At 43.5% G+C, this 14,261-nt stretch carries 11 protein-coding genes; 6 read left to right on the top strand and 5 right to left on the bottom strand.

The window, feature by feature from the left end:
* Positions 1 to 5: 5 nt before the first annotated feature.
* Together M1P97_RS10820 and rfbA are read right to left on the bottom strand one after the other, a co-directional pair.
* Positions 6 to 1,079: a GDP-L-fucose synthase family protein gene (locus M1P97_RS10820; RefSeq protein WP_195371749.1), complete on the bottom strand. Its 1,074-nt coding sequence runs from the start codon at positions 1,077 to 1,079 to the stop codon at positions 6 to 8.
* Positions 1,076 to 1,951: a glucose-1-phosphate thymidylyltransferase RfbA gene (gene rfbA / locus M1P97_RS10815; protein WP_195371750.1), complete on the bottom strand. Its 876-nt coding sequence runs from the start codon at positions 1,949 to 1,951 to the stop codon at positions 1,076 to 1,078. Before rfbA ends, M1P97_RS10820 begins: the two co-directional genes overlap by 4 nt.
* Before the next feature lie 143 nt (positions 1,952 to 2,094).
* Between rfbA and M1P97_RS10810 the strand changes: the two genes are divergently transcribed.
* The 5 genes from M1P97_RS10810 to yihA all read left to right on the top strand — a co-directional run bounded on the left by M1P97_RS10810 (position 2,095) and on the right by yihA (position 8,784).
* On the top strand, positions 2,095 to 2,673 hold the full coding sequence (locus M1P97_RS10810; RefSeq protein ID WP_195371751.1) for an HdeD family acid-resistance protein: 579 nt from the start codon (positions 2,095 to 2,097) through the stop codon (positions 2,671 to 2,673).
* Between the two features lie 393 nt (positions 2,674 to 3,066).
* On the top strand, positions 3,067 to 5,064 hold the full coding sequence (locus tag M1P97_RS10805; protein ID WP_195371752.1) for an OPT family oligopeptide transporter: 1,998 nt from the start codon (positions 3,067 to 3,069) through the stop codon (positions 5,062 to 5,064).
* 8 nt (positions 5,065 to 5,072) lie between these two features.
* On the top strand, positions 5,073 to 6,386 hold the full coding sequence (locus tag M1P97_RS10800) for a SpoIID/LytB domain-containing protein (RefSeq protein WP_195371753.1): 1,314 nt from the start codon (positions 5,073 to 5,075) through the stop codon (positions 6,384 to 6,386).
* Between the two features lie 329 nt (positions 6,387 to 6,715).
* Complete coding sequence (locus M1P97_RS10795) at positions 6,716 to 8,176, top strand: sodium:solute symporter (protein WP_195371754.1); 1,461 nt, start codon at positions 6,716 to 6,718, stop codon at positions 8,174 to 8,176.
* Between the two features lie 5 nt (positions 8,177 to 8,181).
* Positions 8,182 to 8,784 carry a ribosome biogenesis GTP-binding protein YihA/YsxC gene (gene yihA, locus M1P97_RS10790; protein ID WP_249389071.1) on the top strand — a complete coding sequence of 201 codons (603 nt, stop codon included), beginning with the start codon at positions 8,182 to 8,184 and terminating at the stop codon, positions 8,782 to 8,784.
* 115 nt (positions 8,785 to 8,899) lie between these two features.
* On the opposite strand, the gene M1P97_RS10785 is transcribed toward yihA, so the two are convergent.
* The 3 genes from M1P97_RS10785 to M1P97_RS10775 all read right to left on the bottom strand — a co-directional run bounded on the left by M1P97_RS10785 (position 8,900) and on the right by M1P97_RS10775 (position 12,175).
* Positions 8,900 to 9,334, bottom strand: coding sequence for an HIT family protein (locus M1P97_RS10785; RefSeq protein ID WP_249389070.1), 435 nt, complete (start codon positions 9,332 to 9,334; stop codon positions 8,900 to 8,902).
* A 101-nt stretch (positions 9,335 to 9,435) separates the two neighbouring features.
* Entirely contained in the window at positions 9,436 to 11,736 is a 2,301-nt protein-coding gene (locus tag M1P97_RS10780) for a TonB-dependent receptor (RefSeq protein ID WP_195371763.1), read from the bottom strand.
* An 85-nt stretch (positions 11,737 to 11,821) separates the two neighbouring features.
* A complete protein-coding gene (locus M1P97_RS10775; RefSeq protein WP_195371796.1) occupies positions 11,822 to 12,175 on the bottom strand; it encodes a hypothetical protein in 354 nt (117 codons plus the stop codon).
* Between the two features lie 94 nt (positions 12,176 to 12,269).
* Here M1P97_RS10775 and M1P97_RS10770 point away from each other — a divergent pair, with 94 nt between their 5' ends.
* Complete coding sequence (locus M1P97_RS10770; RefSeq protein WP_249389069.1) at positions 12,270 to 14,216, top strand: DUF4132 domain-containing protein; 1,947 nt, start codon at positions 12,270 to 12,272, stop codon at positions 14,214 to 14,216.
* The last annotated feature ends 45 nt before the right edge of the window (positions 14,217 to 14,261 follow it).

Genomic DNA, 14,261 nt, shown 5'->3' with positions numbered 1-14,261 from the left:
GTTTATTATTGTTTGTTCAAATACCAGTTATACAAAAGTTCTACTCCTTCGGCAATCTCTATTCGGTGACGCCAGCCCAGGGCATGTAGTTTACTTACATCGGTTAACTTTCGCAAAGTTCCATCGGGCTTGGATGAATTAAAGGTAAGCTCACCTTCAAAACCGATCTTTTCCCGGATCAGGGTAGCCACATCTTTAATGGATAATTCTTTTCCCGTACCTATATTAATATGCGTGTTACGGACTTCATTACCATCAGAACGGACATCTGCGAAATCGATATGCTCCATTATATAAACGGAAGCATCCGCCATTTCCTCACTCCAAAGGAATTCACGAAGCGGTTTTCCCGTTCCCCAAAGTTCCACTCTACCCGGATAAATTCCATACTTTTCAAGGATAGCCAAAATATCTTTTTCAGAAGAATCACCTGATATTCCTTCTACCGGACGTGTGTTCAAATCCTTGCGTAACGCTTCCCAGTCGGCTGTATGCAAACATTTTGCCAGATGGATCTTACGGATCATAGCCGGAAGGACATGAGAAGTTTCCAGGTTAAAATTATCGTTTGGACCGTACAAATTCGTGGGCATCACAGCGATATAATTGGTACCATATTGCAGGTTATAACTTTCGCACATTTTTATCCCTGCGATCTTTGCAATAGCATATGGTTCATTGGTATATTCCAGAGGCGATGTCAATAGACTGTCTTCCGACATTGGCTGGGGAGCTTCACATGGATAGATACAGGTGCTACCCAAAAACAGGAGCTTCTTTACCTTATTAATATAAGAGGCATGGATCACATTATTCTGTATCATCAGATTGATATAAATAAAATCCGCACGATACACATTGTTTGCCATAATTCCTCCGACATGAGCTGCCGAAAGGAACACATATTCTGGCTTCTCAGCAGCAAAAAATTCATTTACTGCCAACTGATCGGTCAGGTCTAACTCTGCATGCGTACGCAAAACAAAGTTCGTATACCCCTTCTGTTGCAGGTTTTTCAAAATTGCCGATCCAACCAGGCCACGATGTCCAGCTACAAATATTTTACTATCTTTATTCATTCCTTTATCAGTTTCAATAAATATTGACCATATTGATTCTTGATCATTGGGGCAGCAAGCTCTTTCAGTTTAACCGCATCGATCCAGCCTTTCCGGAAAGCTATTTCCTCCAAACAAGCGACTTTCAGTCCCTGACGTTTTTCAATCACCTCGACAAAGGTAGAAGCTTCCGAAAGCGAGTCGTGCGTACCTGTATCGAGCCAGGCAAAACCACGCCCCAACAGTTGCACCTTTAGTCCTCCATCGTTCAGAAACTCCTGATTGACTGTTGTGATCTCCAGTTCCCCACGGGATGACGGCTTAATATTCTTCGCCACTTCAACCACTCTATTCGGATAGAAATAGAGTCCAACAACAGCATAGTTCGATTTCGGAACTTCCGGTTTTTCTTCAATACTCAATACGTTCCCGTCTTTGTCGAATTCGGCTACTCCATAACGTTCCGGATCGTTCACGTAGTAACCGAACACGGTTGCTTTTTGTTCGTTCTCTACATTGTTAACGGCCTCTTTTAACATAGCCGTAAAGCTTTGTCCATAGAAAATATTGTCGCCTAAAACCAGGCAAGCCGAGTCATTTCCAATAAATTTCTCCCCGATAATAAAAGCTTGTGCCAAACCATCGGGCGAAGGTTGCTCAGCATACTCAAAACGGACACCATAATCCGAACCATCTCCCAGTAACCGACGGAATCCCGGCAAATCCTGCGGAGTAGAAATGATCAATATTTCCCGTATTCCGGCCAGCATAAGAACGGATATTGGATAATAGATCATCGGTTTGTCATAAATCGGCAACAATTGTTTGGAAACACCCTTGGTGATTGGATACAAACGGGTACCCGAACCTCCTGCCAGTACAATACCTTTCATAAGAGCAGACTTTTTCTTGTGTATAATTTATTTTAACAGAGGACAAATGTATATAAAATATTCCGGTTTGCCTTTACCTTAAAACCTTTCTTTCCTAAGCTTTGTTACAGTATAAATTCTTTAATTTTTAAAAGTTACTCAATATGAATGCATTTAACGAAAAAATTAGTTCCGCCGTACAGAATTGGTGGGTTTCACTTCTCCTGGGATTACTCTATATCCTGATTGCCATATGCCTAATGTTTACACCACTGGCCAGTTATGTTGCTTTAAGTATTCTTTTCAGTGTTGCCATGTTCGTTAGCGGTACGCTCGAGATACTGTTTGCCGTATCGAATCGGAAGCATATTTCCAGCTGGGGTTGGTATCTGGCCGGTGGTATCATTGATCTGATACTCGGTATTTATCTGATGGCTAGTCCGGGGCTAAGTATGACTGTCCTTCCCTTCATCCTGGCTTTCTGGCTAATGTTTAGAGGCTTCTCCTCTACCGGTTATGCAATGGACCTGAAACGGTTCGGAACCGGCAACTGGGGTTGGTATATGGCTTTCGGTATCCTGGCTATTATTTGCAGTATTGCAATTATCTGGCAACCGGGATTAGGAGTTTTCACACTAGTTTATATGATTGCCTACGCACTGCTTATCATCGGTATTTTCCGGGTTATGCTCTCTTTTGAACTGAGAAGCTTACATAAGAGATATGAAAATAGTACCCGGTAATTCTTACGGATAACTTTGTTATAAATAGAATCCTGTATATGTAATAACACATTTCCTGTTATTATGTATACGGGATTATTTCATACTACAGAAGAACGGCAACTCTGCTACAGTAGAGTTTTTTCCCCACTTAAATGGGACTTTTCCCCCATATATATGGGTATTATTCCCCACATAAATGGGGTGTTTTCCCCACTCATGTCAAAAAGGTGGGGCTTTTGTTTCACAGCAATAATAGAACTATTCTTCCCGAACATCTGCTAAATATCCCTGTCTACCATTCTTACCTGCCTTAATCATTTGTTCAATAAAAAAAATAACGTAGTTTTGTAACGCTATAAAAAACGGGAAAACACATTTCAGATTAAATCTAACTAAAAAATAATAGTCACCGTGAAGAAGGAAGATGAAGAAAAGGTAAGCGGGCTACCGGAAAATGCCTACAGAGAACTCAAAGAAGGAGAAGTTTATAACCCCATTATGTCACCCGAGAAGCAATACAAGGAAGTGACTCCGTGGTCTGTATTCTGGGGGCTGGTAATGGCCGTAATATTCAGTGCCGCTGCTGCCTATCTGGGATTAAAAGTCGGACAGGTATTCGAAGCTGCTATTCCTATCGCCATCATTGCCGTAGGTTTATCGAGTGGACTTAAGCGAAAAAATGCATTGGGGGAAAACGTTATTATCCAATCTATCGGAGCTTGTAGCGGCGTAATCGTAGCCGGAGCCATCTTCACCCTCCCTGCCCTTTATATCTTGCAGGATAAATATCCTGAGATTTCCATCAACTTTTTTGAAGTATTTATGAGTTCGTTGCTGGGAGGTATTCTTGGTATCCTATTATTGATCCCATTCCGGAAATACTTTGTTTCAGATATGCACGGCAAATATCCGTTCCCGGAAGCTACAGCCACTACGCAGGTGCTGGTTTCCGGTGAAAAAGGCGGCAGTCAGGCAAAACCTCTTATTCTGGCTGGTCTGATCGGCGGTCTGTACGATTTCATTATAGCAACCTTCGGTTGGTGGAGCGAAACAATAAGCACGCGTATTGTCGGAGTCGGTGAAATGCTGGCAGACAAAGCAAAAGTGGTAATGAAAGTAAATACCGGAGCAGCCGTACTGGGACTCGGTTATATCATCGGTTTGAAATATTCCGCAATTATCTGTGCCGGCTCATTCCTGGTATGGTTAGTTATTATTCCGTTAATGTCTGCTTTTTTCGGCTCAGACGTGCTGACTTTAGGAAATGACGCAATCACAGCAACAGTTGGCAGTATGAGCGCAGAACAGATATTTACTACTTACGCCCGCCATATCGGTATCGGAGGTATTGCAACTGCCGGTGTAATCGGTATTATCAATTCATGGGGAATTATTCGCGGGGCTGTCGGCCTGGCTGCCAAAGAGTTGAAAGGTAAAAATACGGAAGTTGATATGGAAACGATACGTACACAGAAAGATTTATCGATGAAGATCATCACGATCGGTATTTTTGCTACGCTAATCGTTACTTACCTGTTCTTCCACTTCGGAGTATTGGATAACTGGTATTATGCCTTGATCGGTCTGTTGATCGTCGGTATTATAGCATTCCTGTTTACAACTGTTGCAGCCAATGCCATTGCTATCGTAGGAACCAACCCGGTTTCCGGGATGACACTGATGACACTGATCTTATCGTCGATTATCCTGGTTGCTGCAGGTCTGAAAGGAACTGCAGGTATGGTATCGGCATTGATTATCGGAGGTGTTGTTTGTACAGCATTGTCTATGGCCGGCGGTTTTATTACCGACCTGAAAATCGGTTACTGGCTGGGAAGTACACCGGCCAAACAGCAGACCTGGAAATTCCTCGGAACACTTGTTTCAGCCGCTACCGTAGGTGGTGTAATCCTGATCCTAAACCAGACATACGGTTTTACAACCGGACAACTGGCTGCACCCCAAGCCAACGCTATGGCAGCTGTTATCGAGCCACTGATGAGTGGCTCGGGAGCACCCTGGGTGCTTTACGGTATTGGAGCCGTACTGGCCATTATCCTGAATTTCTGTAAGATTCCGGCATTGGCTTTCGCACTGGGTATGTTTATCCCGATGGAACTAAACACTCCGTTGTTGATCGGGGGAGCCATCAGCTGGTATGTAGGAAGCCGCAGTAAAGACCAGGCACTTAACACAGTACGTTTGGAGAAAGGGACGCTGCTTGCTTCCGGATTCATTGCCGGAGGTGCTTTGATGGGAGTTATCAGCGCTGCCTTACGATTCGGCGGTATCAACCTTGTTAATGAGAAATGGCTGGAAGGGAACTTTGCGGAGCCGTTAGCTGTTGTAATGTATATAGCATTGATGGCTTACCTGGCGATAAGTTCACTGAAAGCAAAAAAAGAATAAGATAAATAATGGATGCACCGGTAGTTAATGTTGGGATTATGACGCAGAAGGCTGTCTCTTTCGTATTCAACGGAGAGTATATCCATACGGAGAATAGTGCCTTCCTGACCGGGGAACAACGAGCGTTGTTCGTAAACGGGAATATTGTATACAACGGCAAACTGTACAAGGAACTTTTCTTTGAACCGGCTTCACCAGACTCCTCATTCGACCTGAAGGCCGTTACAATCGGAGTTGATTTCCACTGGCAGCGCCAGGAGGATCAACGCTTCAAAGGGTCTTTGAACCTGGTAGCAGGAAATGAAGGCATCGTTGTAATCAACAGTATCGATGTTGAAGAATACCTCACCAGTGTTATCTCGTCGGAGATGAGTGCTACCGCGTCGAAGGAATTGCTGAAAGCACATGCCGTCATCTCACGCAGCTGGCTGTTAGCCCAGATAGAAAAGAATTTCCGCTTGGGCAATACTTCGGAGAAATACCGGAGTTGTCATCGTGAACATGATCAGTTAATCCGTTGGTACGACCGTGAAGACCATACGATGTTCGATGTATGTGCCGATGATCATTGCCAGCGTTACCAGGGTATCACCCGGGCCTCGACACCAATTATCCGGGAAGTGATTCATGAAACCCGTGGTGAGATCCTAACGGATGGTGAATCTATTTGCGATACCCGCTTCTCGAAATGTTGCGGAGGCGTAACCGAACAGTTCGAACATTGCTGGGAACCGGTGCCTCGCTCTTATCTGACAGCTATACGTGACAGTAAAGAAGCCTCTTATCCGGACCTGACCGATCCAATCGAAGCTGAAATGTGGATACGCAATTCACCGGAAGCATTTTGTAACACCACCGACAAAGAGATACTGAGCCAGGTATTAAATAACTACGACCAGGAAACAACCAATTTCTACCGTTGGCGAATCTCTTATACCCAGGCTGAGTTGGCCGAACTGATCCATCGTAAAAGCGGTATCGATTTCGGCGAGATACAAGACCTTATCCCACTGGAAAGGGGTACTTCCGGCCGGATAGAAAAGTTGAAAATTATAGGAACACGCCGGATATATACGATCGGTAAGGAGCTGGAGATACGGCGTACATTATCAGAAACGCATCTTTACAGTTCGGCATTCGTGATAGACAAAGAAGATATCCGTATCAATATCCCTCAACGTTTTATACTGACTGGGGCCGGATGGGGTCATGGTGTGGGGCTTTGCCAGATCGGAGCTGCGGTAATGGGAGCACAAGGATATTCTTATACGGAAATATTAGCACATTATTTCCGGGGATCACAAATTGAAAAAAGATATTAAACTTGAAATACTAAAAAGGCCGCTGATCTCACGATAGCGGCCTTTTTTTGTGTTTACCTATCTTATCGGCTACGAGTTGTAGCCGGTTTGTCTTGACTCTCACGAGCTCTAACGGTTACAAAGGAACAAACAAAGCTACAAGGTGGCAAACAAAATAGATTAACGGGTGTAATTTACCCACGAAAAGGATAATTATACCGATAAAATGGACCTTACTCCGATCAGGAGAGTCGTGATAAAAAGCTTACATTTATATAAAAATAGCTATCTTTGTCACCGAACATTTGACGGGGGATGCTCCCCTGCTCTACTTAAATAAGTCCCGATAAATGAACAGCTATATAATTCTCTCGATCATTGCTATTTATTTTGGTATCCTATTACTCATCGCATGGATCACTGGAAGAAAGAGCACCAGTAACGATGCTTTTTTTCTTGGTAACCGTAAATCTCCCTGGTATATAGTTTCTATCGGCATGATCGGGACATCGCTCTCAGGAGTAACATTCGTTTCTGTTCCGGGAATGGTGCGTAGTATAGATATGACTTATATGCAGACGGTCCTGGGATTTTTCTTCGGGTATATATTGATTGCCAAAGTTCTTCTGCCGCTTTATTATAAACTGCAACTGACTTCCATCTATGCCTATCTGGGTGACCGCATCGGACGGCGAAGCTATAAGACAGGAGCCTCTTTCTTCCTTCTATCCAAAATTGTAGGAGCAGCAGCAAGGCTTTATCTGGTTGTCCTTATCTTGCAACACTACGTATTCAGTACCTGGAATATTCCTTTCTGGATAACTGTCGTAATAAGTATATTCCTTGTTTGGCTTTACACCTATCGAAGTGGTATTAAAACCATCATCTGGACCGACACGCTCCAGGCCCTCTGCCTGGTTGCCATGCTGATCGTTATAATCTGGAAGGTGAAAGATGCAATGGAATTGAATATGGATGGTATGGTACAAACACTGGTAGCCAGCCCTCATTTCCGTATTTTTGAATTTGATGACTGGCATAGTACACAACACTTCGCTAAACAATTCTTCAGCGGCATCTTTATTACCATCGTAATGACCGGACTGGATCAGGATATGATGCAAAAAAACCTGTCCTGCAAAAGCCTGAAAGATGCGCAAAAGAATATGTACACCTATGGATTTGCCTTCACACCAGTCAATTTCCTGTTTCTTTCGCTGGGTGTCCTGTTAATATCACTGGCAGCTCAGCAAAACATTGCATTGCCTGCACTGAATGACGATATCCTGCCGATGTTCTGTACCTCCGGAATACTGGGACATTCTATCCTGATCTTCTTTACCATCGGAATCATCGCAGCAGCATTCAGCAGTGCCGACTCTGCCCTGACGGCACTTACCACCTCCTTTTGCGTTGATATTCTGGGAGTAGAAAAGGAAGAAGCAAACAAAGCCAAACGTACCCGGTTAATGACTCATTTACTTATCTCGGTGTTGTTTGCAATAATTATCCTTATCTTTAAAGCCGTAAACAGTCGTAGTGTGATCGATGCTATTTACATGATCGCGTCTTATACGTATGGTCCTTTACTCGGATTATTTGTCTTTGGCCTGTTCACAAAAAAACAACCACGTGACAAATATGTTCCTTATATATGTATTCTCTCACCACTGATCTGCTTTGCTACGGATTATCTGGTGAAACAATATACAGGCTATGCCTTCGGTTACGAAATGTTGATGGTAAACGGTGCAATCACCTTCTTTGGACTATGGGTGGCCTCAGTAAAATATAAATCAATAAAAGATTAACTAATATGGAAATTAAAAGTGCAGAATTTGTTATCAGCAACACGGATGTAAAGAAATGCCCCGCTGGAAACTTTCCGGAGTATGCCTTTATAGGGCGAAGTAATGTAGGCAAATCCTCCCTTATCAATATGCTGACCGGCAAGAAAGGTTTGGCCATGACTTCGCAGAAGCCTGGTAAGACATTGCTTATCAATCATTTTATGATTAATAACAACTGGTTTCTGGTCGACCTTCCCGGTTATGGCTTTGCCCAGCGCGGAAAAGAAGGGCGGGAGAATATCCAGCGGATTATCGAAGATTATATCCTGGAACGCGAACAACTGACCAACCTCTTTGTATTGCTTGACTGTCGCCATGAAGCACAAAAGATCGACCTCGAATTTATGGAATGGCTAGGAGAGAATGGCGTACCTTTCTCAATCATCTTCACCAAGATAGATAAAATAAGCAAAGGACGTTTGAAAGAAAACCTGAAGGCCTATCAGGAAAAATTATTGGAAACCTGGGAAGAACTTCCTCCCATTCTCTTATCTTCTTCCGAGAAAAAAGAAGGACGCGATGAAATTCTCAATTATATTGATGAAATAAATAAAAGTTTAAAAGGTTAAACTTATCCGGGAGCGAGATGGTATCAGGTTGCATGGATATCGCCACAATTATGCCGGAGTGGACATTGTCCACTCCGTAAGGTTACGCTTCACCAAGTATAATTGCCGTGCGACCTCAACCTCCAATTGCCTCTTTTAGTTTAGCAATCATCTCTTCATACTCCTGATCCGACAAATAAACTTTTTGAGGGTTCATTGTAAATGTACCGCCAAAGTCGGGACCATCCTCATATTTGGGAGCCAGATGGAAATGGAGATGTGAAAGTTTGTCCGAGTAGGCACCATAGTTTATCTTCTGCGGGTTAAAGACCTTCTGCATGGCACGTGTCACCCTTACCACATCCGCCATAAACGCATTCCGTTCCTCATCGCTCAACATATTCAGGTCATGTACATGATCTTTGTATGCAACCAGGCAACGGCCATAATAGGTTTGTTCCTTGAAAAGGAAAAGCCGGGATACCGATAACGGAGCAATTTCAATCATCAGATTGTTCAAAGTCTGATTGTTCGCGCAATACAAACAATCCTTGGGATCACTTAATTTCATATTATATCAGATTTCATTTATTATTCCTGCGAAAGTAAACATAAAGCCCGGCAAAAGCAAGAAACTTCTACCGGGCTTTTATACATACCAATATGATAATTTTAGTAACTAATCTTACAACCGATGAAATAACTACGCGGAATACCCGGGCCATAAATATATCCCGCATCCCGCTCCGGCCCCTTATCAAAGTCATCCTGATAAGAGTTAAATATATTCTGAACACCGGCATTTACCTGTAAAGTAACCGATTTGTAAAGAGGGAAATCATAAGCCACCTTCACATTCAGGTCAAAGAAATCCTTTGTCTTTTCTTCCTTATCCTCCGGTATATAACCAGCCAGGTGTTGAACCAGCATACTACCGGTATAAGTACCCGTCAACGAAGCAGTCAGACGCTTTACCGGAGTAAATGAAGAAGTGAAATAACCGTACACATCCGGTGAACGGAACATCTTCTTCTGAGGAGCTATATTTTCATTTTCACTCCATGTTTCCGGCTCTTTATAACGACTACGCTGAACGGTTGCACCCGCCTGTATCTGCATCCAGGAATATACAGCCTTTGCCTCCAGGTTAATACCCATCACGCGGGCACCTTTACCATTACGGCGTTCCATCAACAGGTTGTTATCGTCATCACGTCCTATTTCTTCCAGAATAAAAACATTCCGCAAGTCTGTGTAAAAACCTTCAACAAGGAAGTTTGTCTGCACCGGACCGAAGCGACGGTAAAAGTCAGCAGACACACTAACACTCTGCGAATTTTCTTCTTTCAGATCCGGGGATATCTGTATGATTGCCACATCACCACCAACAGCCGTGATATGTAAATCTTCATCAAATGCCTGAGGAGCACGGAAACCACTTGAATAAGACATACGCAGGTTTATATCGCTGGTCGGGTTAAAACGGACATTAGCACGCGGACTGAATATCGCATGGTCGATCAGGTTATGTTTGTCCATACGCGCACCGACAAGAAAACTCCATTTTTCATTCTTCCATTCGTTCTGCAGGAAGACACTACCGATATGTACCGTCTGTTCGATCGTACGATGATAGCCCAACATCTTGTCCTGCAAATCATCATAGTTATACTCGGCTCCACCGGTAAACTCGGCTGGCATAAAAAGACATTTTTCCCACTCATATGAATATTGCGCACCACCCACAAAAGTCATATCCGTTGTGCTGCCATACGCATTCGGGTTCTTTCCGGCACCATAATAACTGTTTCTCTTTGTATGCTGGGCCGAAGTATACACATTCAGGCGATGTTTGTAATCTTTCGAAAACAAGTCGAACTTCAAGCCGCCACCATTAATATTGTGTTCCGTCTGCTCAGCGATATTCGCTTCATGAGGAGGTAAATCCAACAGGTCACCGCCACGACGGTATTCGTTGATGTTATGGTACTCGAAAGTCAGCTTCGAATAGGTACTTGTTTTCAGATAGGAACGAAAGCCAAGTGTACGGGCATTCAGTTTTCCGAGTTCGGTATATCCGTCGCCATCATGGTCATAAGCACCACGATAACGGTTCTGCCCGAACATATAGATACCGGCTTTATGGTCGTCCGTAACCAGCGAAGCATTTATCGTCGTATTGTTATCCGGACGGTCGCCACCAATCATTGTCAACGAATGGGCGATCTGTGCCGAATTTCTCAACGGTTCCTTAGTGATAATATTGATTGTTCCGGCAATAGCAGAAGAACCGAACAGAGCCGATCCCCCTCCACGCATGATCTCCACACGTTCGATCATATTAGCCGGGATCTGTTCCAGACCATATACACCAGTCAACGCACTAAAGATAGGACGGCTGTCTACCAGTATCTGCGTATAAGGACCTTCCAGACCATTGATACGCACCTGCTGGAAACCGCAGTTCTGACAGTTGTTTTCCACACGCACACCGGGTTGGAAATTCAGACCGTCCGCCAGAGAAGTCGCATGTGTTGTCTCGAATGTTTTCGAATCCAGCACATTCACCAGAGAAGGAGCCAACCTGCGGGTCGTCTCATTCCGGTTGGCAGAGACAACGACACCATCCAAAGAGACGGCATCCTCTTCCACTTCGAGATTTACTTCCAGTGTTTTACCTTTCTTCAAGGTAACCGGTTTCTCTACAGTTTTATATCCCAAGGTTTTCATTACCAATGTGAACTTTCCTTCAGGCAGGTTCTTCAAATAATAATGTCCGGTAGCATCGGTCGTCGTACCAATAGTCGTACCTTTTAGAAAGACAGTGATAAAGGCTAAATGTTCTCCTGTTTCTTTATCCAGTATATGCCCTACGATATTGGCATCCGAAGGGTTCAGGGCAGGAGTATCATCTCCCCATGCTGATGTAACGACACAGCACAGGCATAGTATAAGTATAAAAATCTTATTCATTGCAATTTGTTCTGATAAATATATTAATGTACTAATCTGCGGTCGGGCATCTTCTGATTGAAAGTACCCGATGCTTTATATTTTATCAGACAACAGGAGGGGCACGGAGAAAAATCTTCCCCTTAACAGGGACCAGACAATCCGGACAGACCGGCATTTCTACTATTTCGGCAATTTGTAATGCATGGAAATCAAGATGATAAGCATGAACTGCACCATCTTCCACACTGATGGTAGTCAGTATGTGAAATAATTGTATTTCAGATAAGGATGCATGATGATGGCAAACACCGCCACTCACCTTTCCAAAAGGGTGCGAATGGACAATTGTGGTACCGTTCTCTATATGGACATGGATAAATAAAGTAATACTGCTATAATACGCAATGAAGATCACCGGTAGCAGCCATTTCATATATTTACCCATCCTTTCTTTCACACCCATATTCTTTTAAGAAGGCGCAAAGTTACAAATAATTTTTATACTTTTGTTCTTATCCATAATAACAGGATGATTTACAAATAGAAATAGTATGACGAAAAGAGAAAAGCCGGGTAGCACCCCTAAAGAATATTTGAGTAAAAAGCATGAATCTCTTTATATGTTGTTCGATACCTATTGCGAAGCTCATAGCACTTCCAATATCAGTCTGATTGAATCTCTTCAGGAGATGCCGTTAGACGAATTGATCCGTAAACACAAAAAAGTAGCATATGACTTTCTGGGGAGTGATATATCCCAAAAGAAAAAACAGATCTGGATAAATAAGATTTATTCCGATTGCAATCTGACGGACTACGAACCGTTACTGAACCTGCTCACTGAAGACTCCAAACTAATTCGGAGATACATTGAGAGAGTCATAAGTACCAAAGAGAAAAAGACCCGTGAATCGATAGAACAAAAATTTCCGAAACTTAGCGAAGAAGCCCAGAACTGGGCCAAACAACTGTTCAGGTTCTGGGATAATACGCATGCCAAAGCTAAAATCAAATTCAAGAACAAAAAGGAAATTATCGATTACTGCAGCAAACACATTGAGCTTTACCGTACCATGCAGATAGCCTGGTTGCCGTTAAAGCCCTACACGATGATCCCGTGGTCAGACGGTTCCGATTTTGTGCCACGCCCGGTTGTCCGCTACATATTAAGTGAATATATGGCATTCCCCCAGGCTATCCGGTTAAAAGACTGCGACTCGATCGTTCCGTTTTTCAATCAGCCGGAATGGTATGCCTCACTGGAGCAACTCTTACAGTTCTGGCTGGATGATGGTGCAGAGGCCAACAGGAAAGGTATTCTGGCTCCTTATTGTTTCTATGGTAGCGAACAACAACTCGAACGCTTACATACCTTATTAAAGAGTTGGCTGAAGAAAGGCCGCAAAGGTCTTGTCAGCTATACGCTTGGCCTGTTAGGGTTGAAGGCTACGCCCCCTGCACTGAGAATTCTCGATGAATGGATCGAACTGATGCCGGAGGGAAAATACAGACGTGAAGCCCTGAAAGCATTCCAACAGGTCGCAATTCACCGGGGTCTTACAATCGACGAACTGGCAGACCGGCTCATTCCAACATTCGGTCTCAATCGCCTCGGAGAAAAAGAGATCGATTACGGTCACCGTATCTTACGCCTGACACTATTGCCGGACTTTTCGATATCCGTCTTCGACGCCACCAAACAAAAAACCAGTAAATCCCTCCCTGCTCCCTTGAAACATGACGATAAGGAAAAAGCAGAAAAAGCAAAAGAGGAAATGGCCGGTCTGAAGAAACAGGTCAAGACACAAACAACCGTCCAAAGGAGACGGCTCGAACAAGTGCTGAAAAACGGACGAACCTGGCCTGCCGAGATATGGCAAACCATTTTTGTCGAAAATCCGATATTCCGTTATATAACAAACGGCCTGATCTGGGGTATATATAAAGAAGGCCGGTTACAGGAATCTTTCCGCTATCTGGAAGACGGAAGCCTGATAACGGCAGATCAAAAAGAATTTATCCTTCCTGCAAATGCCGTTGTTTCGCTCGTTCACCCGGTAGAGTTGGACGACCACCTGACAAGCCAATGGGAAAAGCAACTGCATGATAATAGGATCGAACCTTTATTGCCTCAACTAGCAACTCCGGTTCATCGTTTAAGTGATTCGGAAAAACAAGGTAACGAAATCTCCCGTTATGCCGGAAGAACGGTTCGACTGAGTAGTATATACGAATTTGAATCGAGAGATCTGATTTCCCGGATAGAGGAACAAACTCTTTATATCATAGACAAGTCGTTGGATATCGCCGCACGGCTTCCTTTCGAATATGAAGAAAATACCTGCACTATAAAAGAGTTATCGTTCTCTCCTTACAAAGAAGGGGCCGACCCAGACACGATCGAGCTACCCGAAGACGAGAGAATACCGATCTCCTCCATTCCGGAACGATTCATCAGTAGTTTACTTGATGTATTAGTCAAAGTTTTTGTTTTGTGAGTGCAAGATTATACGAATTTAACACCAACTAATTGTAAGCAATCA

Source organism: Parabacteroides leei (genome assembly GCF_023369805.1).
Lineage (GTDB): Bacteria > Bacteroidota > Bacteroidia > Bacteroidales > Tannerellaceae > Parabacteroides > Parabacteroides leei.
This window is presented reverse-complemented; position numbering and strand designations above follow the sequence as displayed.

What these genes read in the sequence shown, in the direction of transcription:
- M1P97_RS10770 (WP_249389069.1), top strand. Translation starts at nt 12,270, where the DNA reads ATGACGAAAAGAGAAAAGCCGGGTAGCACCCCTAAAGAATATTTGAGT.
- M1P97_RS10820 (WP_195371749.1), bottom strand. Translation starts at nt 1,079, where the DNA reads ATGAATAAAGATAGTAAAATATTTGTAGCTGGACATCGTGGCCTGGTT.
- M1P97_RS10810 (WP_195371751.1), top strand. Translation starts at nt 2,095, where the DNA reads ATGAATGCATTTAACGAAAAAATTAGTTCCGCCGTACAGAATTGGTGG.
- yihA (WP_249389071.1), top strand. Translation starts at nt 8,182, where the DNA reads ATGGAAATTAAAAGTGCAGAATTTGTTATCAGCAACACGGATGTAAAG.
- M1P97_RS10780 (WP_195371763.1), bottom strand. Translation starts at nt 11,736, where the DNA reads ATGAATAAGATTTTTATACTTATACTATGCCTGTGCTGTGTCGTTACA.
- rfbA (WP_195371750.1), bottom strand. Translation starts at nt 1,951, where the DNA reads ATGAAAGGTATTGTACTGGCAGGAGGTTCGGGTACCCGTTTGTATCCA.
- M1P97_RS10795 (WP_195371754.1), top strand. Translation starts at nt 6,716, where the DNA reads ATGAACAGCTATATAATTCTCTCGATCATTGCTATTTATTTTGGTATC.
- M1P97_RS10800 (WP_195371753.1), top strand. Translation starts at nt 5,073, where the DNA reads ATGGATGCACCGGTAGTTAATGTTGGGATTATGACGCAGAAGGCTGTC.
- M1P97_RS10785 (WP_249389070.1), bottom strand. Translation starts at nt 9,334, where the DNA reads ATGAAATTAAGTGATCCCAAGGATTGTTTGTATTGCGCGAACAATCAG.